Origin of the sequence: Pseudoalteromonas tunicata, from assembly GCF_002310815.1 — a bacterium.
GTDB classification, from domain to species: domain Bacteria; phylum Pseudomonadota; class Gammaproteobacteria; order Enterobacterales; family Alteromonadaceae; genus Pseudoalteromonas; species Pseudoalteromonas tunicata.
Genome location: NZ_CP011032.1, coordinates 3,209,799 through 3,234,743, shown reverse-complemented (window position 1 = coordinate 3,234,743; position 24,945 = coordinate 3,209,799). Strand labels below are relative to the sequence as shown.

General features: G+C 39.3%; 19 protein-coding genes. 4 read left to right on the top strand and 15 right to left on the bottom strand.

Going from position 1 to position 24,945, the window contains the following annotated elements; all coding sequences use genetic code 11:
- Complete coding sequence (gene gpsA, locus PTUN_RS14680) at nucleotides 1-1,011, top strand: NAD(P)H-dependent glycerol-3-phosphate dehydrogenase (RefSeq protein ID WP_009837728.1); 1,011 nt, start codon at nucleotides 1-3, stop codon at nucleotides 1,009-1,011.
- Here gpsA and PTUN_RS14675 read toward each other — a convergent pair.
- Together PTUN_RS14675 and trmL are read right to left on the bottom strand one after the other, a co-directional pair.
- On the bottom strand, nucleotides 1,008-4,802 hold the full coding sequence (locus tag PTUN_RS14675; protein ID WP_009837727.1) for an EAL domain-containing protein: 3,795 nt from the start codon (nucleotides 4,800-4,802) through the stop codon (nucleotides 1,008-1,010). The genes gpsA and PTUN_RS14675 overlap by 4 nt on opposite strands.
- A 166-nt stretch (nucleotides 4,803-4,968) precedes the next feature.
- Nucleotides 4,969-5,433 (bottom strand): tRNA (uridine(34)/cytosine(34)/5-carboxymethylaminomethyluridine(34)-2'-O)-methyltransferase TrmL, encoded by a 465-nt coding sequence (trmL, locus tag PTUN_RS14670; protein WP_009837726.1) that lies wholly within the window; start codon nucleotides 5,431-5,433, stop codon nucleotides 4,969-4,971.
- A 136-nt stretch (nucleotides 5,434-5,569) separates the two neighbouring features.
- Here trmL and PTUN_RS14665 point away from each other — a divergent pair, with 136 nt between their 5' ends.
- Entirely contained in the window at nucleotides 5,570-6,466 is an 897-nt protein-coding gene (locus tag PTUN_RS14665) for a cation diffusion facilitator family transporter (RefSeq protein WP_009837725.1), read from the top strand.
- On the opposite strand, the gene PTUN_RS14660 is transcribed toward PTUN_RS14665, so the two are convergent.
- Genes PTUN_RS14660 through PTUN_RS14650 form a run of 3 tightly spaced genes read right to left on the bottom strand, consistent with a single transcriptional unit; the run spans nucleotide 6,424 to nucleotide 9,455 of the window.
- A complete protein-coding gene (locus PTUN_RS14660) occupies nucleotides 6,424-7,383 on the bottom strand; it encodes an alpha/beta fold hydrolase (RefSeq protein ID WP_009837724.1) in 960 nt (319 codons plus the stop codon). The genes PTUN_RS14665 and PTUN_RS14660 overlap by 43 nt on opposite strands.
- Nucleotides 7,384-7,386: 3 nt before the next feature.
- The gene (locus tag PTUN_RS14655) at nucleotides 7,387-8,769 is read right to left on the bottom strand and encodes an ATP-binding protein (protein ID WP_009837723.1); all 1,383 of its coding nucleotides are present in this window, start codon (nucleotides 8,767-8,769) and stop codon (nucleotides 7,387-7,389) included.
- Nucleotides 8,770-8,771: 2 nt separating this feature from the next.
- A complete protein-coding gene (locus tag PTUN_RS14650; protein ID WP_009837722.1) occupies nucleotides 8,772-9,455 on the bottom strand; it encodes a response regulator transcription factor in 684 nt (227 codons plus the stop codon).
- Between the two features lie 136 nt (nucleotides 9,456-9,591).
- On the opposite strand from PTUN_RS14650, the gene PTUN_RS14645 reads away from it, so the two are divergent.
- On the top strand, nucleotides 9,592-10,011 hold the full coding sequence (locus PTUN_RS14645) for a Spy/CpxP family protein refolding chaperone (protein WP_009837721.1): 420 nt from the start codon (nucleotides 9,592-9,594) through the stop codon (nucleotides 10,009-10,011).
- A gap of 59 nt (nucleotides 10,012-10,070) precedes the next feature.
- Here PTUN_RS14645 and PTUN_RS14640 read toward each other — a convergent pair whose 3' ends face one another.
- Entirely contained in the window at nucleotides 10,071-10,376 is a 306-nt protein-coding gene (locus tag PTUN_RS14640; protein WP_009837720.1) for a hypothetical protein, read from the bottom strand.
- Nucleotides 10,377-10,504: 128 nt separating this feature from the next.
- Here PTUN_RS14640 and PTUN_RS14635 point away from each other — a divergent pair, with 128 nt between their 5' ends.
- A complete protein-coding gene (locus PTUN_RS14635) occupies nucleotides 10,505-13,048 on the top strand; it encodes an EAL domain-containing protein (RefSeq protein ID WP_009837719.1) in 2,544 nt (847 codons plus the stop codon).
- Here PTUN_RS14635 and PTUN_RS14630 read toward each other — a convergent pair.
- The 9 genes from PTUN_RS14630 to rpoD form a co-directional block, all read right to left on the bottom strand.
- Nucleotides 13,040-13,852, bottom strand: a complete 813-nt coding sequence (locus PTUN_RS14630; protein ID WP_009837718.1) for a DUF2797 domain-containing protein — start codon at nucleotides 13,850-13,852, stop codon at nucleotides 13,040-13,042. The genes PTUN_RS14635 and PTUN_RS14630 overlap by 9 nt on opposite strands.
- A 49-nt stretch (nucleotides 13,853-13,901) precedes the next feature.
- Complete coding sequence (locus PTUN_RS14625) at nucleotides 13,902-16,388, bottom strand: EAL domain-containing protein (RefSeq protein ID WP_162892527.1); 2,487 nt, start codon at nucleotides 16,386-16,388, stop codon at nucleotides 13,902-13,904.
- Between the two features lie 208 nt (nucleotides 16,389-16,596).
- A complete protein-coding gene (gene purD / locus PTUN_RS14620) occupies nucleotides 16,597-17,883 on the bottom strand; it encodes a phosphoribosylamine--glycine ligase (RefSeq protein ID WP_009837716.1) in 1,287 nt (428 codons plus the stop codon).
- A gap of 10 nt (nucleotides 17,884-17,893) precedes the next feature.
- Nucleotides 17,894-18,721 carry a class I SAM-dependent methyltransferase gene (locus PTUN_RS14615; protein WP_009837715.1) on the bottom strand — a complete coding sequence of 276 codons (828 nt, stop codon included), beginning with the start codon at nucleotides 18,719-18,721 and terminating at the stop codon, nucleotides 17,894-17,896.
- A gap of 119 nt (nucleotides 18,722-18,840) precedes the next feature.
- Nucleotides 18,841-20,433 (bottom strand): bifunctional phosphoribosylaminoimidazolecarboxamide formyltransferase/IMP cyclohydrolase, encoded by a 1,593-nt coding sequence (gene purH / locus PTUN_RS14610; protein WP_009837714.1) that lies wholly within the window; start codon nucleotides 20,431-20,433, stop codon nucleotides 18,841-18,843.
- A gap of 158 nt (nucleotides 20,434-20,591) precedes the next feature.
- On the bottom strand, nucleotides 20,592-20,882 hold the full coding sequence (gene fis, locus PTUN_RS14605) for a DNA-binding transcriptional regulator Fis (protein WP_002957804.1): 291 nt from the start codon (nucleotides 20,880-20,882) through the stop codon (nucleotides 20,592-20,594).
- A gap of 17 nt (nucleotides 20,883-20,899) precedes the next feature.
- Nucleotides 20,900-21,871, bottom strand: a complete 972-nt coding sequence (dusB, locus tag PTUN_RS14600; RefSeq protein WP_009837713.1) for a tRNA dihydrouridine synthase DusB — start codon at nucleotides 21,869-21,871, stop codon at nucleotides 20,900-20,902.
- Between the two features lie 211 nt (nucleotides 21,872-22,082).
- Complete coding sequence (gene prmA, locus PTUN_RS14595; RefSeq protein WP_009837711.1) at nucleotides 22,083-22,961, bottom strand: 50S ribosomal protein L11 methyltransferase; 879 nt, start codon at nucleotides 22,959-22,961, stop codon at nucleotides 22,083-22,085.
- A 73-nt stretch (nucleotides 22,962-23,034) separates the two neighbouring features.
- Nucleotides 23,035-24,882: an RNA polymerase sigma factor RpoD gene (rpoD, locus tag PTUN_RS14590; protein WP_009837710.1), complete on the bottom strand. Its 1,848-nt coding sequence runs from the start codon at nucleotides 24,880-24,882 to the stop codon at nucleotides 23,035-23,037.
- Between the last annotated feature and the right edge of the window lie 63 nt (nucleotides 24,883-24,945).

Below are 24,945 nucleotides of genomic sequence, written 5' to 3'. Positions count from 1 at the left end.
ATGACAACAGCTAAATACGCTGTGTCAGTCTTAGGGGCGGGCTCGTATGGGACCGCCCTTGCTATTTGTTTGGCTAGAAATAACCATGCAATAGGCCTTTGGGGACGTGATGCAAGCCATATCGAAACTTTGGCAAAAGATCGTGCAAATGAGCGTTATTTGCCAGGTGCCGCTTTTCCTGAATCATTGTCATTAGAATCGGATCTACAAACAGTGGTTAGCCAATCTAATACTATTTTGGTGGTAGTGCCAAGCCATGCTTTTGCACAAGCACTGATTAGTATTAAACCTTTTTTACAGCCAGGTAGTAAAGTTGCCTGGGCGACAAAAGGACTTGAGCCTAATACTGGTCGATTATTACAAGATGTTGCCAGAGAGATTCTGGGGGATGAAATTTCCCTAGCTGTTGTTTCAGGGCCAACCTTTGCTAAAGAAATGGCGATGGGCTTACCTACAGCAATTTCTGTTTCTTCAACTGATCCGTTATTTGTTAAACAACTGTCTGATTATCTTCATTGCGGGCGTTCATTTCGTGTTTATAGTAATGATGATTTTATTGGCGTACAACTGGGCGGAGCGGTCAAAAACGTGATTGCCATTGGCGCTGGTATTTCTGATGGATTTGGCTTTGGTGCTAATGCACGTACCGCTTTAATCACCCGCGGACTTGCAGAAATGTGCCGTTTAGGCTGTGCCATGGGGGCAAAACCTGACACCTTTATGGGTATGGCCGGTTTAGGTGATTTAATTTTAACTTGTACTGATAACCAATCTCGCAATCGTCGTTTTGGCCTAGCGTTAGGTCAGGGGTCTGATGTCGAAAAAGCGCAAACTGAAATTGGCCAAGTCGTTGAAGGATATCGTAATACTAAAGAAGTATATTTACTTGCTAAACGTGTTGGAGTAGAAATGCCAATAACCGAACAGATTTATCAAGTTTTGTACGAAGGTAAAAATGTTAAAGAAGCAGCAATGTCGTTATTAGGTAGAGAAAAAAAGGCTGAGAGTTAACCAGCCTTTTGATCTGAAAGTTTGATTTTTTTGGTAATTTTCAAATTTTCAATTTCTTGTACCGCAACCGGCGCGCTAAAGTAATAGCCTTGCACCACATTACAACCCATCACATGAAGCAAGTAGGCTTGCGCATAAGTCTCTACGCCTTCACTGACGACACTAATGTTCAAATACTTAGCTAAGCGAATTATAGTTGAAGTAATGTTACGATCTTGCTCACTGGTCGTGATATCAATAATAAATGAACGGTCAATTTTAAGTGTATCAATTGGAAATTTCTTTAAATAACTTAAAGAAGAATGCCCAGTACCAAAGTCATCTAACGCGATTGAAAAACCAAGGGTTTTTAATTTATTCATTTGGTTTAGAGCAAACTCAGGATCTTGCATCATTGCACTTTCGGTTATTTCTAGTTCGAAGTGACGGCCACTGATATTAAATATTGATAAGTAATGAGCTAAATCCTCAATCAGGCTTGCTTGTTGAAAATGGACAGCTGATAGATTAATTGCAATGCGTCCTTCGAGTTTTCCTTGTTCATACCATATTTTCGTTTGTTTAAATGCTTGTTGAACAAGCACTTTTGTTAAAGGAATGATAGCGCCATTTTGCTCTGCAATTGGTATAAACTCACCCGGGCCAACCACTGTGCCATCAGCTTGAGGCCAGCGAACCAATGCTTCATAACCAACTATTTTATTGGTTAGCGTATTAAATTTAGGTTGGTAGTAAAGGATAAATTCTTGATTTTCAATCGCATGAAATAGGGCGCTTTCTTTTGAAAGTGTTTGTACATTCGCTGTTTTAAGACGCTTATCGTAAAACTGAAAAGAGTTTTTACCATTGCGTTTAGCGTAGTTAAGTGCGCTGTCTGCACTTCGCATTAGGCTTTCGGAATCAAGGCCATTATCAGGAAAAAGCGCGATACCGATACTTGATGAAACGCTGACTTCAATATTGTTTAAGGTAAAGTGGTTAATTTGAGTTAATAACTTGTCAGCTATTCTTTTGAGGTAAAAGATAGTCATACTTGAATACAGATAAGGTGGAATTAGGATGGCAAATTCATCCCCACCTAAGCGAGCTAAAGTACAGCTACTATCAAGGTTTTGCGCTATTCGGTCGCTCACTAGTTTCAGTAAATTATCACCTTCGGTATGTCCTAGAGATTCATTAATTTTATGGAAATTATCTAAATCTAAAAATAATAAGGCAAAGTTTGGATGGGCATCTTTACTATCATTAATTGCTTTGCTTAAGTGTTCAATAAATAAAGTACGGTTAGCCAGCCCTGTAATTGGGTCGCGAGTTGCAAGGCGTTGTAATTCTTTTTCGTTACGTTTTTTTACGGTTTGATCCGTAAACATTCCTATATACATTAATTTGTTTTTAAAGTTGAAAAATGACTTTTGCTCGGTTTTAGTGATTGTTAAATCTAAATAAAAGTCCTCGCCATTCTTGCGTTGGCTCCAAATCTGTCCAGACCAAAAGTTATGGGTTTGGAGTTCTCGAAAAATGAGCTGTTCTAGTTTTAAATCTCGTCCTTTTTGATTGTAGATTCGCGCTGATTTTCCTATTAACTCTAGTTTTTTAAAGCCAGTTAATAGACTAAAAACGGCATTTACTTCAATAATTTTTAAATTGTGATCTGCAATCCAGACTGCTTCTTTGGTCTGATTTAACAGTGAATATGTGAGAGTTTTATTTTTTATCGCTCTATTTTTGTTGATAAACCAAAATAATAAAATAAAGGCTAGCAGTAAAAGTGCAGCATAAAATAGCGAAAAGTTAAGTTGTTTTGTATCTTCGCTAATAAGCGTTAAATCGATTGTTTGTAATGATGGTTGTCCATCATTTTGTATTTGAAGGTTATGAGTGCCTTGCGGCAAGGATATTAGGTTTAGTGTTGCTTGGTTTGGTGCCAAGTCTAGCCATTCGGTGTTTGGTTTAAAACGATATTTTAAATTAAACAGTTTTGCTTCATTTGGCAGTTGTGCAGCTATTTTTAGTTGAATGTTTTGTGCATTGTTTGGTAGTGATATTGTATTAGATGGAAACAGTAATGAATTTTGTCCATTATGGGAGAAATTGACTTCAGAGAGCCTTAATCTATCGGTTAGCTGCTGGGTTGTTTGTTGTGGTTTTAATAAAAATAACGATTGGTTGTGGCTTAGCAATAATTGTTGTTTGTACGGTAAGAAATTTAGTAAAAAATTATCCGTTACTTGATTGTCTATGTATTCAAGCTGCATCGCAGTTGCGTCAAATAAAGCGACGTGTTGGTTATACAATAACCAATCTTTAGCTAAAGTATTCGCGGCTATTTTTGTGATTTTGCCTTCAAGCAGCAACTCAAATTTACCATTAACTAATTCTTCATTTTTTAAACGCCAAAGACCGTTTTCAGTTGCAAAAAGAAATGCATTATTAAGCGCATCATAACGTAAGTCATTAATGTCTGAAACTGTGTTTGGTAACGAGTAAAGCAACCGTGTTTGGTTGTTTTTGATGTGATAAAGGTGTTTGTTGGTAGTGAAAATAACTTCATTAAATTGATAGTGCGCAATGGCGCTGATCCCTTCAAACGTTAATTTAGCACCTCTGTTAAAATCATTTAAATTTAGGTAAAAAATATTTTCATCGGTACTTAACCACAGCTGATTATTGGCTAGCGCTAAATGCTTAACACCTTGCTCCATTGATATTTTTTTTAATTCCTTTAACTGCGAATCAAATAGATAAACCCCATCATAACGGCTCAAAAACCATTGATGCTCTTGATAATTGATGATGTTATTAAACGCAGTTCCTGCTGTAATGTTTTTAGTGATAAGTTGCTGTAAATCACTTAATGGGTGATCTGTAGGAATGGTTGACTTCAAAACTAATGGGGTATACGAGGTTACCCACTGACCGTGTGAATTTTTAAACCAAAGCCGCTGTTGGTTGTCTATATAGCTCTTATCTAAGGTGGATGCTGGTATAGCATCAATCGCCATATCCATTTCATTAAGACTATCGTGTTTAAAAATCCCATTATTAGTTGCGTAATAAAAATATCCATTAAGGGTGTGTTTGAGTGCTTTTATACTTATTTCGGATAAGGCTAAATAGGGTTTTAATTGAAGGTCTTTAATTTGTAGGAGTTGATTTTTTCGTGTTATTAACCATGTTCTTGCTTGGCTATCGACGGAAATATGCTTAATACCATCAGCAACGAGATGTGATGCTAAAATAACATTACTTAAAGTATCAATCATAAAAAGCTGTTGGTTTGAGTTTGCAAGCCATAGTAAATGATCAGAAACAAGGCTAAATTGATTGGCTATGCCCATAGGCAGGTTAATTTGTTCTATTGTTTGCTGTTCTCGGTTATAAAAATGCAATTTTCCTTGGCTTAAAAACCAAATTACTCCCTGTTTATCCAGTGCCAAACTGCTGACTGGGCCATGATAGAGATGTTGGCTACTCTGATTTTTAATTGATATTTGTTCAAGGCCTAAATTGCTCGCCAACCAAATGTAATCTTTGTTACTGGTAATTTCTGAATATGCATCACCAACTAGCCCAGGCAAATGGGTTGCGTTGATTTTTTCAAAATTAATGCCATCAAACCGATAAAGACCTGATGTTGTTGCAAGCCAAAAGTTACCCGCAAAATCTTGTTCAATTTGTAGGATTTCAGCACCATTAATTATTTTATTATCAATAATTAAATGTTGCTTTGCTGTCGCAAAAAAGCATAGTTGGCAGCAAAAAAGGGTTAAATAAAGGAGATAAAGCGACATCCGTTTCATAAGTCATAAACTCTAAAATCCATTTAGTTTGAGTTTAGTTTAGTTTATGGAAACTTGCTTTAAACGTTGCTGGCTTTGTTTCAAGTTGTTGAGTTTAATTGGTTTTTGTTTTCATATTCAAAGAAGATGTGCCGACCCAAAAATTGGGTCGAAAATGTTAAACTGAGCCTGCAAAATCCAGCTGACGCCAAGATTCATAAATAAATACAGCAACGGCATTGGATAAATTCATGCTGCGACTATTAGGTTGCATCGGGATGCGAAGGCGCTGCTCGTTTGGGAGTGATTCGATAATCTCCATTGGTAAACCTCTGGTTTCAGGGCCAAATAATAGACAATCACCCGCTGCAAATTGGGCTTGATGATAAGGACCTGATCCTTTGGTGGTACATGCATACACTTTCTTCGGTTTTTCAGTGGCAAGATAGCTTTCTAAGCTCGGATGGCGTTTTACATGACTAAACTCATGATAATCAAGTCCTGCACGGCGCACTCGTTTGTCGTCCCATTCAAAACCAAGAGGTTCGATAAGATGAAGCGAATAGCCAGTATTGGCACATAAACGAATAATATTGCCTGTATTAGGTGGAATTTCAGGTTGATATAAAACGATGTCGAGCATAATTGCCTCAATTAAATAGCCAAAAAGGGATGATGTGCGCTTTTACACATCGCAGGTTATAGTAACAAAAAGAGGTTGATAGGCGTATTAAAATGATATCATTCCTTGAATCGTTTTCATAAATCGGACAGCATCAATGAGCAAAAGAGATTATGCATTTTGGGTTAAGTTGGCGAGCTGGAGCACTATGGCTTTAGTTAGTTTGATGATTTTAACCAAGGTGTGGGCTTGGTTAACAACGGGCTCAGCTGCAATGCTTGGCTCATTAACTGATTCTTTGATGGATATCACAGCCACATTAATGAATTTTTTTGTACTACGCTATGCGCTGCGACCAGCTGATGATGATCATCGTTTTGGCCATGGTAAAGCTGAATCGTTAGCGGGACTTGGACAGGCTGCATTTATAGCTGGAAGTGGTTGTTTATTAGCATTTCATGGGGTTGAAAGACTGATAAACCCATCGACCGTAAGTAATACTGGCATTGGTATCGGTGTAAGTGTGTTTGCGATTGTATGTACTTTAGCCATTGTTTTGGTGCAAAACCAAGTGATTAAACAAACTAATTCAATAGCTATTAAAGCCGATTCAATCCATTACAAAGGGGATTTGATTTTAAATGCCAGTGTTATTTTAGCTATGGTGCTTGCTTATTACGGTTGGCTACAAGCGGATGGTTTTTTTGCAATTGCAGTAGCTGGGTATTTACTTTTCAATGCGTGGCAGGTTGCACTTGAAAGCGCCGACCATTTGATGGATAAAGAACTGCCCGAAGAAGAGAAATCACAGATACTCTCTTGGGTGTGCAGCCATGAGCAAGTACATGGTGCACATGATTTGCGAACCCGCCAAGCTGGGCAAATTAAGTTTGTACAATTACACATTGAACTTGATGACCATTTACCTTTGGTGCAGGCGCATAAAGTAACCGATGAGATTGTGGCAATTTTGACAAATAAGATGAGCGGTCAGATTGATGTATTAATCCATCAAGATCCTGTCTCTGTAGTACTGAGATCAAAAAATTCATAAATAGCAGTCATGACTGGTGTTCGAATTTTATCTTGTTCGGACAGCAGTTCATGTTTGGCTTGCTCAAAGCATTTCAATTGGGCGTGTTTGTTATGACTCAGCCATGCATTTTGCGCGCTGTTATCAACGATAGAATCGGCACCGGCTTGTAAAACTAGGGTTGGCAAAGTGAGGTTGATTTTACTTAATTTTTCCATCGCAATAAAAGCAGCATTGAGCCAAGCTACAGTTACCCCACCTAATTGAACAACAGGATTTGCTTGGTAAGTTTGGCGAAATAGTTGATAACGCAATGCACTTGTTGTGAGCTCATTTTCACTAAAAGGTTTTGCTAGATAATCACCTTGGTCGATAAAATAGCGTTTACCTGCCCCAAGACGATTTAATGTTTGAGTGAGCCCTTTTGCTAACCATGCAGGCGCCTTGCCTAAATCAATGCCAAACATTGGACCACACAAAGCTACCTTACTAAAACGATGTGGGTAATGATCTAAATATAATGTGGCAATCGCAGAGCCCATCGAGTGCGCTAATAAATATTTTTTTCCGTGCCAAAGTGAATCAACAATTTGCTGATTAAAAAGTGAAAAGTCATCGGTATAGTTTTTAAAATCCGCAATATACCCTTTGTGCGGATTAACTAAATCACGACTTGATAATCCTTGGCCTCGATGATCAATAATAAACACCGCGTAGTTATTTTGTGCTAATTCCCAAATAAGCTCTTGGTATTTTAATAAGCTTTCAATACGACCACTGCTTATTACAACTGCCTGTATTGCCTGGGCTGGAATGACATAAGCGTAATGCAGCGTATGATCACTAAGTAATAACTTATCTTGTACAACCTGCTGCTGCCAAAATAAATTAATTTCGGCTTGGTTTTCAATTAACTTATCTTCTTGACTAATAAACATTTTTTAGTGTTCCAGTGGTAGAGTTACTGTAACACAGAGGCCTGAATTGGGCTGATTACATAACGTTATTTTACCTTGATGTGCTTCGATAGCGTGTTTGCTGATTGCAAGCCCAAGCCCAGTACCACCAGAATTACGGTCTCTGGCTTGAGAGATCCGAAAAAAAGGTTCAAAAATGGCGGTGAGGTACTCATCGGGCACTCCAGGGCCATCATCGCAAATGATAACCGTAATACTATCGGTTTGTTGCAGCAAGGTGACATGCACTTGTGCAGAGGCATATTTAATCGCATTACGTAATAGGTTTTCTAGAGCACTGGCTAATGCTTTGGCGTCAAAGTTAAACTGACAATTGATTTCACCATCGCAGACTAACGATTTATTGTGCTGTTTGGCTTCAAATTCCGCATCGGAAATCACTTGGTTTAATACCGAACTAATATCATTGAGCTCTTTAAATAGGGTGTGGCTTTGCGCTTCTAAGCGAGAAAGAGTCAGCACATCGGCAATCATTTTATCGAGGTTTTCAGCTTCTTGCTCAATGCGTTGAATATAAGGTGATGCTTGCTCAGAACTTTGCATTTGTGCAAGCCCTGCGGCCATTTGTAAGCGAGTTAGTGGAGAGCGAAGTTCGTGTGAAATATCAGCTAATAAGCGCTTTTGGCTTGTAACTAAGAGTTCTAACTTTTCAGCCATTTTATTAAATTCTGCGGTTAATTCACCAAGCTCGTCGTGACGCGGGCGTAAGTTTGATACTCGACTTTTTAATTGGCCAAGCGCTAATTCGCCAGCAGCTTGTTTTAATGCATTGATAGGCTGCATCAGTGTTTTACTAAATAGCAGGCTTAAGCTTAGTGAAGCGCCAAGGGCAATGAGAAGTTTCAACCACAATGGCATGAGCTTTAATCTAAAAATTAAGTGAGGTTTTGCATCGGGTTGAATTTCATAAAAAAGATAGTTTTTATTTTGTACTGTTAGTTTGACTGGCCCAAATGCGTGGTAGCGCTCGGTTAAAATAAATTGAGGTAATAAATCACGGCTAAAATTTATCAGGCTAATGTCGAGATTCTCAGGTACTTCTTGATTAAAAAAACTCTCGTCACCACTTTCAGTCGTAACGTAAATTAATCGCATTTTAGCCATTCTCGGATGGCTAACAATTTCTTGGATACTGCGTTGGTTTTTTTCGGCTAATCGCTCAACATTTGATGCTAAATGCTGAATATTTTTTGCCATAGGGCCTTCGAGTGGCTCACTAGTGACATTACCGGCGGTGATATTACTTAAAAATAATGCCAAGCTAATGGTGGCTAAAATGGTAAGCCAAAACCATAAAAAGATTTTAAAAAAAAGGTATCGCCTTGGGTCAAAACTAATATTTTTCATGGCTAGCTTCCATAGACAAAAATATAACCTGTGCCTCGAATCGTTTTAATTCTTTCATCACTAATGTGTTCGGCAATTTTTTTACGGATATTACTAACATGCATGTCAATGGAGCGGTCAAAAGCGGCCAAACGTCTGCCAAGCACTTGTTCGCTAATTTGCTCTTTACTAATGATTTCCCCTGCATTTTTTAACAACAAATGTAAAATCTCATATTCGGTCCCAGTTAACAGTAAAGCATGCCCTGCAGCATAAACTTCACGGCTTTGAGTTTTAACTTCAATATCATGCCAAAGTAAGTTCTGTGTTTTATTTGCGGCGGTAATATGCTCAATCCGACGCGTAATCGCTTTTACTCGAGCGAGTAACTCACGATGATTAAAGGGTTTTGCTAAATAATCGTCTGCACCTAGCTCTAAACCAAAAATGCGGTCAAAATCTTCTCCTCGGGCTGTGAGCATAATAACAGGGGTCAGCTTTTGCTGGCGTAGGAGCTTTAATACTTCAAAACCATCACGTTTTGGTAGCATCACATCGAGTAATATTAATGCAAAATCGTCGGCTAATGCTGCTCTTAGGCCAGCATCACCGTCATTTTTTATTACTAAATTGAACCCTTGCGCACCTAGATATTCATTAAGTAACTCGCACAGTGCGATGTCATCATCGATGAGTAATATTTGCATTTTAATCTCCTCTAATGGCTCTAGTTTACCTCGCTATAAATTGAATTGGCATTCTTTACACAACCTTTACGTTGCTTTGCGTTCCTTTTCATTAAGACCGTTATAGTTACATCGTCAACCCATTAGGAGAATTACTATGAAATTATCTCAATTAGTTATGATTGCTGGATTAAGTGCTGCAACATTATTTTCAACAGCAAGCATGGCCAAACCAGACCATGACATGTTTCGTTTTTTACAATCTGAAAAAGCAGCTAAACGACTCGAGTTAACTGATAGTCAACAGGCACAAATTGCGGCTATTGCTACGCTCAGTAAAGCTGATTTAAGCCCGTTTAAAGACGTGATGAAAAGCAATAAAGATCAAACAAAAGCGATTGTTCATGCCGCACAGTTTGATGAGGCTGCATTTCGCAGTGTGATGCAAGGTAATCAAGCCGAAATGCTTGAAATGGCAGTTATTCACGCGCGTTATAATAACCAAGTGTGGAATGTACTAACCCCTGAACAGCAAGAAAAACTGGGTAAAATGCGTAAACATATGCAGAAAAAATGAAAAAAGAAGACTAAATTAAAAACCAAAGCCTCGCTTGCGTGAGGCTTTTTGATTGTCGATTAATCGGCAAACTCAGCCAATAGTGCAAAACCTTGCTGGTAATCGTTCAGTTTTATTTTATCGATGCAACATTGACCCTCAAGCACTAAAGTGTGTTTCACTTTATGGCTAAAATCTTCCAGTGATACTTGTCCAAGCTGGTTAAATAAGCCGTCATATTCAAAGCCATCTTGGCATACTAAGCGTAGGTCTTGATGCATGCTTTGTGGCAGGCTTGCTAAATATTCACTTAAGTTAGTTTGCTTAGCAAAATAACTCACGTCATCAAATCCGACTGTAAAACATAAAATTGGAAAATTGGGCATAAATAAGAAGACCTAAGTCGTAAGGTTATTGGGTTATTATTGGCTGAAATTTGTTCTGAATCAATTTGAATATTACTAATTTAAGCTAACCTTGCGGCTATTTTAGTCAATTGTCTGAATTTTATAGTATGCAAATGAAGTCAAAAGCAATAACCGCAGCTGATGTAATGTCTGCAAATTTGGTCACTTGCGATGAATACACCACATTAGCGCATGCCGCTAAAATTATGAAAAAGCATAATGTCAGTGCTATTTTTGTCACCAGCAAAGGGCAAATCATTGGTATTTGGACTGAATCAGATTGTGCAAAAGTCGATTTTTTAGCGTCGAATTTTGCTCAAACATGTATTACAGATTCGATGAGTTCTCCGGTAAAAAAAGTAACTAAGCAAACTTTATTATCTGATGTTACTGCTATTTTTCATCATCATCATTTTCGCCACTTGTTGGTTGTTGATGAAAGTAGCCAACCCATAGGCATGATAAGTTTAAGTGATGTTGTTAAAAATCAGGGGCTTGAACATTATTTGCATTTTCGCCAAGTTGAGCAAAGTTTTAATGCCCAAGTGCCTATAATCGATAGTGAACAAAGTATTAATGATGTTGCGCAAAATATGCGTCGTCAACGTGTTAACGCCGTTTTAGTCTTTAATCAAAAACTCCAGCAAACGGGCATTATCACTGAGCGAGATTTGCTCCATGTATTGGCTGACAATAAACATCAAAGTCGCTGTTGGTCACTTGCAAGCTGGCCGTTGTTAACAATCAGGCGTGATATTAGTCTTTATCGTGCATATCACTTACTTAAAGCGAATAATATCCGCCATTTAGTTGTTGAAGATCAAGATCTTACTATTTGTGGGATATTATCGCTCAGTCATATCATTACCGATATTGAAGCTGCGTATATGACTGAACTTGAAACAGTACTCTCGCAGCGTAATCAAGCACTTAAAACATCCCAAAAAAACTTATTTTTAGCAAAACAAATAATCAATGCATCGCTTGATGGCGTGATGATCACCGATAATAAGGGCACTATCTTTCAGGTAAATCCCGCTTTTACCACATTAACCGGTTATAGTGCCGAGGATGTTGTTGGTCAAACGCCCAGTCTATTAAGCTCAGGTAAGCATGATAAAATCTTTTATGATCATATGTGGCAATGTTTACGTCGTGAGCATATGTGGCAAGGTGAGATTTGGAATAAAAAGAAAAATGGTGAGGTATATTTAGAATGGCTCACCATTATTGAAATAAAAGAGCCTGACGATGATGAGCTGTTATATGCGGCAATTTTTAGCGATATTACCGAGCGCAAAAAAGCTGAAAAACGCATTATTTCATTGGCATACTTTGATGAGCTGACGCATTTGCCTAATCGACGATTATTTAGCGATCGTCTTGAAATGGCGTTGGCAACTGCGCATCGTGATAACAGTAAATTAGCTGTAATGTTTTTAGACTTAGATCACTTTAAACAAATTAACGACACTATGGGGCATAACGTTGGCGATATTTTATTGCGCCAAGTGGCCGAGCGATTACAGGCATGTGTTCGTGAAGGGGATACGCTGGCACGTTTAGGTGGGGACGAGTTTACTTTGTTAATTACAGAAATAAGCGATGTAGAGCAGCTCACAATTTTTGCTCATAAGCTTATTCATCAGCTCCAAGCTCCGTTTAAATTGAATGGGTTGGATGTATCGATAACGACCTCAATCGGGGCAGCTGTTTATCCAGATGATGGCATTGATTCACAAAGTTTACTCAAACATGCTGATGTTGCTATGTATCGCAGCAAAGATTTGGGACGCAATTCGTTTCAGCTTTATAAACCTGCAATGAATGCGCGCTCATTAGAGCGATTGGCGATGGAAAGTAAATTTAAAAAAGCATTACGAACTAATGAGTTTAAATTGTGTTTTCAACCTCAAATAGATGCTAAACACCAACGCTTAACAGGGCTTGAGGCTTTGGTTCGTTGGCAAAGTCCTGAACTTGGTAGTATTTCTCCTGCACAATTTATCCCACTGGCAGAAAATCTAGGGTTAATCGTTGAACTTGATATTTGGGTGATAAATAAGGCTTGTCAGCAAATTAGGCTGTGGCTTGATGAAGGTGTGCCGTTTGCAAAGGTATCCATTAATGTATCTGCTTTACATTTTAGCCAAGGAAATTTAGTGCTTGCGGTACAAAATGCGCTGCATTATTGGCACGTTGACCCTCATTGGGTTGAAATTGAAATCACTGAAACGAGTTTTATTTCCTCATTACCAGAGGCTAAAAAAGTGCTTACCAATTTGAAAAAATTGGGTGTTAAAATCGCGCTTGATGACTTTGGTACGGGTTATTCGGCGCTGAGTTATTTAACTCAACTACCCATTGATACCGTAAAAATAGATGCTAGCTTTATTGCCAAAGTACCTGATGAATATGGAAATAGCCAAATAGTAACCGCGATTATTGCGTTAGCTAAAAGTTTGCGCTTAGGTCTGGTGGCCGAAGGGGTTGAGAAAGCTGCACAATTGAGATTTTTAGAGCAATTAGAATGTTATGTAATACAAGGGTTTTATTTTAGTAAACCCTTGTATCCATGTGAATATGTGCGTTTTATCGCACAAAAAAAGTTTTCAGTCTTAGCAAGTTTGCCGGAACCACTTTTAAAATGACACTGAGACTTCGTAAGAAGTGAATTTACGGATATTAATAACGCCAGTATCAAAAATAAGGTATTGGCCTTTAATTCCTAATAATACAGCTGAAATATTCGGGTCTTTATCAAAATTAAAACTGGTTAATTTTTTAGGATATTGATTAACCGGATACGCTAAATCAACAACCTCTTCATTGAGGACTTCAATTGCTGTGGCACCAAAAAGCTGAGCTAACTCATCAAGCTTTGGTTTGATTTGAGGGATTAATTCGGCTGCAGCGGCTTTTAAATCTATCGCGTCACCCGGACCTTTTAGCATGGTGCGCCAATTTGTTTTATCAGCGATAAATTCGGCAAGTGCAACCTCAACTAAACCTGATTGCAAGCGAGTTTGCACTTTAAAAATAGGTAATGCTTGAGTCGCGCCTTGATCAATCCAGCGGGTGGGCACTTGGGTGTGGCGAGTGATCCCCACTTTAAGGCCTGAAGTATTGGCAAGATAGACATAATGCGGGATCATGCAGTTTTCTTCACCCCATTGTGGCTCTTTACATGTGCCAGCAGCATGATGACATGTTTCTGGTTTCATAATGCACATGTCGCAACTAGCTAGCTTGCGCATACATACAAAACAATGGCCTTGCGAGTAGCTTTTACTGGTTTTTTTAGCGCAGTTGCTGCAAAAAATGTTGCCGGTATAGCTGATGGTAAATGGTTTACCAATTAGACTATTAAGTGGAATTAACTGATCGCCAACAGGTAAATGGTATTCGACAGGTGTGGTTAAACTTGCTTTTAGTTTTTTTAATGTACCTTGCATGCTTGGTTCGCCCCCAATTATTCAGGTAACCATAGTAACAAACATTGAGTTAATAAACTTGGATAATTGATTGCTCTTGATATTTTCTTAACCAAATCAAATATTCAGAAAAGGGAAGTGGTTTACTGTAGTAATAACCTTGCACAATATCACAGCCACAATCACGCAGTTTTTGCTCAACTGCGCTTGTTTCAACGCCTTCTGCAACCACACACAGGTGTAAGTTTTTTGCCATCTCTATAGTGTTTTTAACTATGGTGTAGTTTCGTGGTGATTCAGATAAATTTAAGACAAAACTTTTATCTATTTTTAATTCATTAAAAGGCAGCTGCGAAATATAGGCCAGTGATGAATAACCAGTACCATAGTCATCCACTGATACATTAATTCCCATATTGGCAAACGCTTTCATTAATTCACTCAGGATTTTGAAGTCACTTACCATGACAGATTCTGTTAATTCTAGATTGATAAGCTCAGGAGGGACTTGAGACACTTCGAGCGCCATGCTTATTTTGTTTAAAAAACCACGCATGCTAATGTCTTTTCCGCTGATATTAATCGACACTTTATGATTACTAATACCTTGGTTTATAAGCTCATTGAGATGCTTAAATGCACTATTAATGACCCAAAGTGTCAATTCATTAATGACGCCGGTATCTTCGGCAATTCTAATAAATTTATCAGGTGGAACAAAACCAAATTCGGGGTGATTCCAGCGCAGCAATACCTCAGAGCCGGCAATGGTATTGGTCGCTAGATGGATTTGTGGTTGATGATAGAGCTCTAATTCATTATTACGGATCGCTTGTTGTAACTGGGTGGCGAGCGCAAGGCGCTGGGTAACATTAAAGTCTTCACTATCTTCAAAGATACAAATATCAGCACCTTCGCGTTTGCCTTTGGCTAAAGCCTGAAAAGCTTGGCTGATGATATGACTGATCAGGGTTTCTTTTCCTGGGTGGTCGCATACACCAATGTGGGTATCGAGATTGATAAACAAACCGCTTAAGGTTAAATCTTTATTTATGGTGTGCTGAATTTTCTCTAACTGTAATAACAGAGCTTGTAAGTTAATAAATTTACTCGCCAAAATGGCTAAAACACCATCGCGTGCTTTTGCTACTTTTATAGGCATTCCTTGTTGATCTTCAAATTCAATAAAGCGGCGGTCAGTATTGATTTGTGCACTGATATCTTGAACAACTTTTAAAATTAATTTATCAATTTCTTGGTTACTAATATAAGGCGAAATTGAATGAAAATTGGTAATTTCAATAACACACAGGCTGTATTTAACGTCTTGCTGCTGTAATTGTTTTAAACGAGTTTCTAATAAATTTAAATTAGGCAAACCAGTCGTCAGCTCGTGAGTTGCGTTATAGAGTGCTTTTTCTTTTTGATAACGCATTCTGTCTGCGAGCGCCATCGCCATTAAAATAATTTCGAGTGATACGCCAATTAAAAAGGCGTAACTGGTTAAAAATGAATATTCAATTTTACCCGTGAGCATTAATGGCTGAATGGGTGCACAAAGGATCATCGGTAGCCAAGAGATGACATAAAATTTGGCCCAACGAAAACCTAGCCTAATTTTGTAGCCTATTAGGGTGAAGGTAATGACATACAAAATGGCCATGTTAATAAAGAAAATTGGTGCTGCGATATATTCAGGAAGTAGCAAAGAAAGTGTGGCAAAGAACATCATGCAATACAAAAAATAACGGGCGACAATAAACAAGCGGCCGCGACTTTTAAAGTAGCGTAAAAATGAGAGAGTAAATAATAATGAAAAAATCGCGATTGAAAAATTAAGAAAAATAACATGCTGATGTAGCTGAAATTCTAGCGCACTCGGCCAAATGTAATGGCCAAAACCAAGTACAACACCAGTCAGCATTAATACTGAAATAATATAACCAATATAAATAAGATAAACCGGGTCTTTGATACCATAAAATAGTACTAGATTATAAAGCGCTATCATGATGCAAATACCAATAAAAGCTCCCCAGATGAAATGGACGATTTCTTTAAATTGGTAATATTCGTTTGCACTATAAATTTGGATTGGGGTTTTTGCGATGCCAGTTGTTTTTATTCTTAAAAACAAAGTTGTGGAGTCATGCGCTGCAAGTGCAAAACTAAAGGTTGGAAAGCTTTTATCCGCAAGGCTTAATTCTTTAACATGATCCCCCAATTGTTTTTTCTTAACGAGGTGCTGTGCTTTATTAACTTGAATAATATCAAGCTCATCGAGCATAGGATTATCAAAATAAGCGAATAATATATTGTTTTTATTTGATTTGTTGTCAAGTGTTAACTTTAGCCAGTATGTTTGTTGGATAAAACTCCATGGCACATTACTTAATGGAGCATTAGTGAATAAGTGCGGTTTTGTCATTAAGTCATCAAATTCCATGTTGTTATTCGAGTCGATGAAATAAGCTGTGCGGGTATAAATGATTTGCGTATGTTCAATGGTACGTAATGTCGGATCACCAATTATTTTTATAATATGGTTCAATAACATAGATATAATTATGATAATTAAAAAGGCGGCTGGATAAGCTATTTTTGATTTTATAGGCATCGAGTTAGTGTGGCCGACATTGATTTATTTTACTTAGCAAGTGTAGACGTTAATAAGATGGATTGAAAAGTTTACAAATGAAAAACGGATGCAATATTAAGTGCATCCGTTGAAATAGTGGCTAATAAACTGTATTTAATACAGGTAATTATGCTTGTTCACGCTCAATAGCGCGATAGCCGATGTCAGTGCGGTATTCAACACCTTGCCAGTTTACTTCGTTAACTAAAGCATAAGCGGCTTGTTGCGCTTGAGTTACTGTGTGGCCTAACGCTGTGGCACACAATACGCGACCACCGGCTGTTACGACATCATCACCAACTTGTTTGGTCCCAGCATGAAATATTTTTTGCCCATCAGGATAAGTAACTTTTAAACCAGAAATAACATCACCTTTTGGATAATCGCCAGGGTAGCCTGCAGCTGCTAGCACAACACCCACAGCTGCACGTGAATCAAATTCAATCGTAGTTTTATCAAGCTCAACGCGATTTGCTGCTTCAATTAGCTCTACCAAATCTGATTGCAAACGTAGCATCATAGGTTGTGTTTCTGGGTCGCCAAAACGACAGTTATATTCGATTACCTTTGGCGTGCCGTCGGCTGCAATCATTAAACCCGCATAAAGAAAGCCTGTGTATGGATTTCCTTCTGCCGCCATTCCTTCAACAGTTGGATAAATGACTTCGTTCATGATGCGCTGGTGGATTTCATCGGTCACAACAGGAGCTGGTGAGTAGGCACCCATACCGCCCGTATTTGGACCTTGATCTTGGTTATAAGCACGCTTGTGATCTTGTGAGGTTGCAAATGGTAATACGTTTTTGCCATCTACCATCACAATAAACGAGGCTTCTTCACCATCTAAAAACTCTTCGATAACTACTCGGCTACCCGCAGCGCCAAAGGCGTTACCCGCAAGCATATCGCGAATTGCTTCTTCTGCTTCGGCTTGTGTCATTGCCACAATCACACCTTTACCTGCGGCAAGGCCGTCGGCTTTGATTACGATTGGTGCGCCTTTTTGCGCTAGATAAGCAAGAGCAGGTTCAATTTGCTCGAACGTTTGATAGTCAGCAGTTGGGATTGCATGGCGTGCTAAAAAGTCTTTGGTGAAAGACTTTGAACCTTCAAGCTGCGCTGCACCCGCTGTTGGGCCAAAAATTGGCATATCAGCGGCACGGAACTTATCAACCACACCCAATACTAATGGCACTTCAGGGCCAACAATAGTCAGTGCAACTGCATTTTGCTTAGCAAAGGTAAGTAAGCCATCGAGGTCTTCAACCGCGATAGCCACATTTTCTAATTTTGGTTCAAGCGCTGTACCAGCGTTGCCAGGAGCTACAAATACTTTAGTTACTTTTGCAGATTGCGCCGCTTTCCATGCTAAAGCATGCTCACGACCACCACTACCAATTACGAGTACATTCACAAGGAGATCCCTATTTATTGTCTGGTTTTCTAAATTTAAGTGTCATGCGATCACTTTCACCAATGGTGCGATATTTTTCAGTATCTTGCTCACCAAGGGCGAGGCGAGGTGGAAGTGTCCACACCCCTTTTTCATGATCTGCAGTATCAAGCGGATTGGCATTAATCTCACTTTTTGCGACGAATTCAAAGCCTGCTTTTTGGGCTAAAGCAATTACCCAACTTTCTTTTACATAACCTGAGCGTTTTGCTTTTCTCTCATCACGGTTCTCAGGTAAGCGATGATCAACAACCCCTAAAATGCCACCAGGCTTTAAAGCACTATAAAAAGCGGCAAAGGCATTATCGACACCTTCTAAGTCATGTTGGATATACCAATTGTGTAAGTTACGAAAGGTTAGCACCATATCGACACTATTGGCAGGTGCGATAGCATGATGAGTGCCTGGATAAAACTCAGTTACCACTACATCGCTAAATGCATTGTTACTGCTTAGTTTTTCGTTAAAGTTATTTACTGCTCTTTGGTAATATTTTACCTCAGAGTCCGCAGGGAAGTGCGCGGCGTAGTAGGTACCCTCGTTGCGAAGTGCTGGAGCGAGTAGCTCGGTATACCAACCATTTCCTGGCCATATTTCAACGACGTTCATATTGGGTTGCAAACCAAAAAATGTGAGCGTTTCAATGGGGTGGCGGTATTGGTCGCGCGCAATGTTTTCGCTACTACGTAGTGATGATTGGCTCGTTTGGCTTAGTAACTCAGTCATGTTGCTGCTGGTACACGCGCTAAGCGCTAGAGTGGCGGCACCGATGAGTAGGCTATTGAATCGTAACGTCATCTTCATTCCCTTTTGTTATCATTTTAGAGCTAACAAAATAACAGAAAAAAAAATACTGGCTATGAATTTTGAGCTGATAAATATAAAGCAGCCTGAGCTGCTTTATATTTTATGGTTTTTTAGTGGCGAAAGTGACGCATGCCAGTAAAGACCATTGCCATACCATGCTCGTCTGCTGCGGCAATAACTTCGTCATCACGCATCGAACCACCTGGTTGAATTACGGCTGTTATGCCTGCATTGGCAGCTGCATCAATACCATCTCTAAATGGGAAAAATGCATCAGAAGCCATTACTGAACCTTTTACTTCAAGGTTTTCGTCAGCCGCTTTAATGCCTGCAATTTTAGCAGAGTAAACACGGCTCATTTGACCTGCACCGACACCAATTGTCATGCCGTCACGAGCATAAATAATCGCATTAGATTTAACAAATTTTGCAACTTTCCAGCTGAACATCAAATCGTTTAATTCTTGTTCTGTTGGTTGGCGTTTTGAGACAACTTTAAGGTCGCCTTGTGTCACCATGCCTAAATCGCGGTCTTGTACTAAAATGCCACCATTAACGCGTTTAATATCAAGGCCAGATGTTTTTGCTGACCATTGACCACATTCTAATAAACGTACATTTTGTTTAGCCGCAACTATTTGAGCCGCTTCTTCAGACACGCTTGGCGCAATAATTACTTCAACAAATTGGCGCGATACAATCGCTTCTGCAGTGTCTGCATCTAACTCTTGGTTAAACGCAATGATGCCACCAAAAGCCGATGTTGGATCCGTTTTAAAGGCGCGCTCGTAAGCTGCTAAAATGTTTGCGCCAACAGACACACCACACGGGTTTGCATGTTTAACGATAACACAAGCTGGCTCAACAAATTCTTTAACACACTCTAGGGCTGCATCGGTATCAGCAATGTTGTTATAAGAAAGGGCTTTGCCTTGTAATTGTTTGGCTGTTGCAACTGACGCTTCGACGATGTCATTTTCAACATAAAATGCTGCATTTTGGTGTGAATTTTCACCATAACGCATGTCTTGTTTTTTCTTAAACTGGAAGTTAATAGTGCGAGGGAAAGCTGAATCTGGATGCTCAGCTGCATTTTCGCTGTAATCAGGTACTTTAGTTCCAAAATAGTTCGCAATCATGCCATCGTATTGTGCGGTGTGCTCAAAAGCGGCAATCGCTAAATCAAAACGAGTTTGATAGGTTGTAGCGCCATTGTTTGCATCCATTTCAGCAATAACGCGACTATAATCATCCGCATTAACAATAATGGTGACATCTTTATTATTTTTAGCTGCAGCACGTACCATTGTTGGGCCACCGATGTCGATGTTTTCAATCGCATCTTCTAAACTACATCCTTCTTTGGCAACCGTTGCCGCAAATGGGTAAAGGTTAACTACAACCATATCGATTTCAGAAATGTTGTTTTGAGCCATAACCGCTTCATCAGTACCACGGCGGGCTAAAATGCCACCATGAATTTTTGGGTGAAGGGTTTTAACACGACCGTCCATAATTTCAGGGTGACCAGTATAATCTGACACTTCTGTAACTTGGATGCCATTGTCGGCTAAGAGTTTACACGTTCCACCAGTAGATAAAATATCAACACCTTTAGCAGCTAGGGCGCGAGCGAATTCAACAATACCAGTTTTGTCAGACACGCTCAGTAGGGCGCGGCGAATAGGACGAAGTGTATCCATTGTAGTTTTGATTACCTCAAATTATAGAGTTAGCAAAAAAAAGTTATCTTATAACTTATTAACAGTTGTACCAGTAGCGCTGGACTTTTTTGAAACATTTTAACTATAACAAAAAAGCACCCGAGGGTGCTTTTTATGCAGCCTAAGCTGCGTGGTGATTAGTTCATACCGTATTTTTTTAACTTCTTGCGAAGTGTGCCACGGTTAATGCCTAATAATATAGCTGCGCGAGTTTGGTTACCGCGAGTATAGGTCATTACTTCTTCAAGTAATGGCGCCTCAAGCTCAGAAAGAACAAGGTCATATACGTCTTGCACGTCTTGGCCATTAAGCTGTTTCAAATAATGATGAACAGCTTTTTTAACTGCATCGCGTAATGGTTGCGGTTTTTCGTGTGACTGAACATGTGGGTTTGTGATAAATGGAGAAGTCACATTTTGCTCGAACATTGTATTCTTTCTCTTTCTTAATTTGCTGCTAGTGTTTCAAAGTATTTTTCTAACGCAGAAACTTGCTGGTTATTTGTTTCTAACGCGTTAAATACTCGCCTAAACTGTCCTTCATTATCATGAGCTTGCAAATACCATGACACATGTTTTCGAGCAATGCGTACACCCATTACCGACCCATAGAACTCAAAAAGATGATTAATGTGTTCCATCAAAATACTTCTTACTTCTGCTATATCAGGAGTAGGGAGTAATTCGCCAGTTTGTAAGTAGTGTGCGGTTTCCCTAAATATCCAAGGGCGACCTTGTGCTGCTCTTCCAATCATGATGGCATCTGCGCCCGTGTAGTCTAAAACCTGTTTTGCTTTCTCTGGTGATGTAATATCGCCATTGGCAACAATCGGTATAGACACTGAACGTTTTATATCCCTAATGGTTTGGTATTCCGCTTCACCTTTGTACATACACGCTTTAGTGCGTCCATGAACAGCAAGTGATGCAATGCCATTACGTTCAGCTATCTTTGCAATTTCAACACCGTTACGATTATCGGTATCCCAACCTGTTCGGATTTTTAACGTAACAGGAACATCGACCGCTGAAACGACAGCTTTGATAATTTCCTCTACTAAATCCGGATATTGTAATAGTGCTGAACCTGCAAGTTTTTTATTCACTTTCTTAGCTGGGCACCCCATGTTGATATCAACAATCTGGGCACCATTTGCCACATTAAATTGAGCTGCCTGTGCCATGAGCTCCGGATCTGCACCTGCAATTTGAACCGCTCGAATTCCCGACTCACCAGAATGATCCATTCTGTTCATCGATTTTTCGGTTTTCCAAACATCAGGATTAGATGACAGCATTTCTGAAACGGCTAAACCAGCACCTAAGCGACGGCATAACTGTCTAAATGGTCTGTCTGTAATGCCAGCCATTGGCGCGACAATTACGTTGTTCTCTAATTTGTACTGACCGATCTGCACAGCGTTACTAGGCCTCTATTTAAGGGGCGCTAAGTTTACGGTTTTTTTCGCAAAAATCAAAGGCTATAAATTGAACAAAAGTGTTTTTTTTTGAACTTTTTGACTTGACTTTTCCTAACCGGTTGACAGATTTTTCATTTTGTACAAAAAAAGTACAGCGTGGAAGTGCAAGCCGCGCTGAGTGCGACTTGCAAGGCACTGCAACTTTTAATTAATTCTTTATACCTGAGACGCGAACCCATTCTCCTTGTTCTGCAATTGCATCAAGTTGGCAATATTCTTGATACACATTTGCAACAGAATCAGCTTGCTCAACCAAGATGCCTGATAACGCAAATGCACCTTGTGGCTTTAATAAACCTAAAATAACACTGTGAAGTTCGCGAAGTGGTGCGGCTAAAATGTTAGCAACCATCACATCGGCCATAAACTCAGGTTGATCTTGTGGTAGATATACTTCAAGTTGATGAGCGACACCATTACGCTGGGCATTATCTAAGCTTGCTTCTAATGCCTGAGGATCAATATCAATACCAATGACGCGAGCAGCACCTAGTTTGATAGCTGCAATACCTAAAATGCCAGAGCCGCAACCAAAATCAACCACGGTTTTGCCAGTTAAATCTAAGCTTTCTAACCACTCAAGACAAAGTGCTGTGGTTGCATGAGTGCCAGTGCCAAATGCAAGGCCTGGGTCGAGCAGTACATTAACAGCTGTTGGATCTGGGATTTCTCGCCAACTAGGACAAATCCATAAACGCTCACCAAATTTAATTGGGTGGAAGTTATCCATCCATTCACGTTCCCAATCTTTATCCTCAAGTTGCTCAATCTTATAATCGAAAGTTTGAACCAGTTCTGGTTGCTCACTTAAGTAGTCAACTACGGCTTGCATATCTTCTGAGGCATCAAATAAACCGATAACAGTGGTATCTGCCCATAAGATAACTTCACCAATTGGCGGCTCATAGATTGGCGTATTATTGGTATCTAAAAATGTCACTGAGGCGCTGCCACAGTCCATTAGGTAGTCGCTAATTTGATCAGCATTTTGTTTGGTTGCATTGATGCGAATTTGGATCCAAGCCATGAGAGTGACCTTTTAAAGGTTAAAATTTAAAAAGGCCGCAATGCGGCCTTTTATTTATACAATAACGGTTTAGTTATTTAAAATCTAAGAAGCTTTTTAATAAGTCTGAGCGAGAAGGGTGACGTAATTTACGTAACGCTTTGGCTTCAATTTGACGAATACGTTCACGTGTTACATCAAATTGTTTACCTACTTCTTCTAACGTGTGGTCGGTATTCATATCGATACCAAAACGCATACGTAATACTTTAGCTTCGCGCGCCGTTAAACCCGCTAAAACTTCGTGAGTCGCGCCTTTTAAGCTTTCCATTGTTGCAGAATCAATTGGTGATTCAATGGTGCTATCTTCAATAAAATCACCAAGATGTGAATCTTCATCATCACCAATTGGCGTTTCCATTGAAATAGGCTCTTTAGCGATTTTTAATACCTTACGGATTTTATCCTCAGGCATCATCATTCGCTCAGCTAATTCTTCAGGGTTTGGCTCACGACCCATTTCTTGCAACATTTGGCGCGAAATGCGATTCAGTTTATTGATTGTTTCAATCATATGAACTGGGATACGGATTGTACGTGCTTGGTCGGCAATTGAACGAGTAATTGCTTGGCGGATCCACCACGTAGCATAAGTTGAAAACTTATAACCACGACGATATTCAAATTTATCAACCGCTTTCATCAAACCAATGTTACCTTCTTGAATAAGATCCAAGAATTGTAAGCCTCGGTTGGTATATTTTTTGGCGATTGAAATTACTAGACGTAAGTTAGCTTCAACCATTTCTTTTTTCGCACGGCGGGCTTTTGCTTCACCAATGCTCATACGACGGTTGATATCTTTAATGCGCTCAACGCTCAAACCTGTGGTTTGTTCCATATTACGTAGTTTGTTTAAGCTACGCTCTATTTCAGGGCGACATTCAGCAAGTTTATCTGAATACTTTTCACCAGCATTGATTTCAATATCTAGCCACTCACCATTACTTTCATTATTGGCAAAATGCTTAATAAAGGTTTTTTTAGGTAACTTAGCAATTTGACATGCTTGTTTCATGATCAGACGTTCTTGTACACGAACTCTATCCATCATGTCGCGCATGTTATTTACCATGCGGTCAAACTGTTTAGGCATTAATTTAAACGTGCGGAATAATTCGCCGATTTCAGTAATCGCTTCTTTCGCATCTGGGTGAGAGCGACCTTTCTCTTCAAAAATAAGACGCGCTTTATTGTAAAGATCACGTAATTTTTCAAAGTTTTCGCGAGCAAGCTCAGGGTCTGGACCTAAATCAACTTCTTCTTCATTTGAGTCGTCATCATCATCGTCATCTAAGTCGACGTCTTCATCTTTTAGTTGCTCATCGTTTAAATCTGAGCCGATGTGTGTTGCTGCAATTGGAAATTGTTCTTCATCAGAATCAAAAAAGCCAGAAATGATATCGCTTAAGCGGATCTCTTCAGCTTCATATTTATCCCATTGCTCAAGTAAATAGGTAATTGCTTCTGGGTATTCAGCAACAGAAATTTGTACTTGATTGATGCCTTCTTCAATCCGTTTAGCGATTTGGATTTCGCCTTCACGTGTTAAAAGCTCAACCGTTCCCATTTCTCGCATGTACATGCGTACTGGATCAGTCGTACGACCAATTTCTTTATCAACAGTTGCAAGTGCAGCGGCAGCAGCTTCTGCAGCATCTTCATCTGTTGTTGTTTCCTGCATCATCAATTCATCAGCATCAGGTGCGCTTTCACAAACCTGAATACCCATGTCATTGATCATGCTAATGATATCTTCAACCTGATCGGAATCGATTATATCCTGTGGAAGGTGATCGTTCACTTCTGCGAACGTCAAATAGCCTTGCTCTTTACCTTTTTGAATCAGGAGTTTTAGTTGTGACTGAGGAGTTTGCTCCATAGAGATATTCTCTTCCACTTTGAAAAGTTGACACTGCAGGCGTCAGCTCGGAAATTAGTTCAA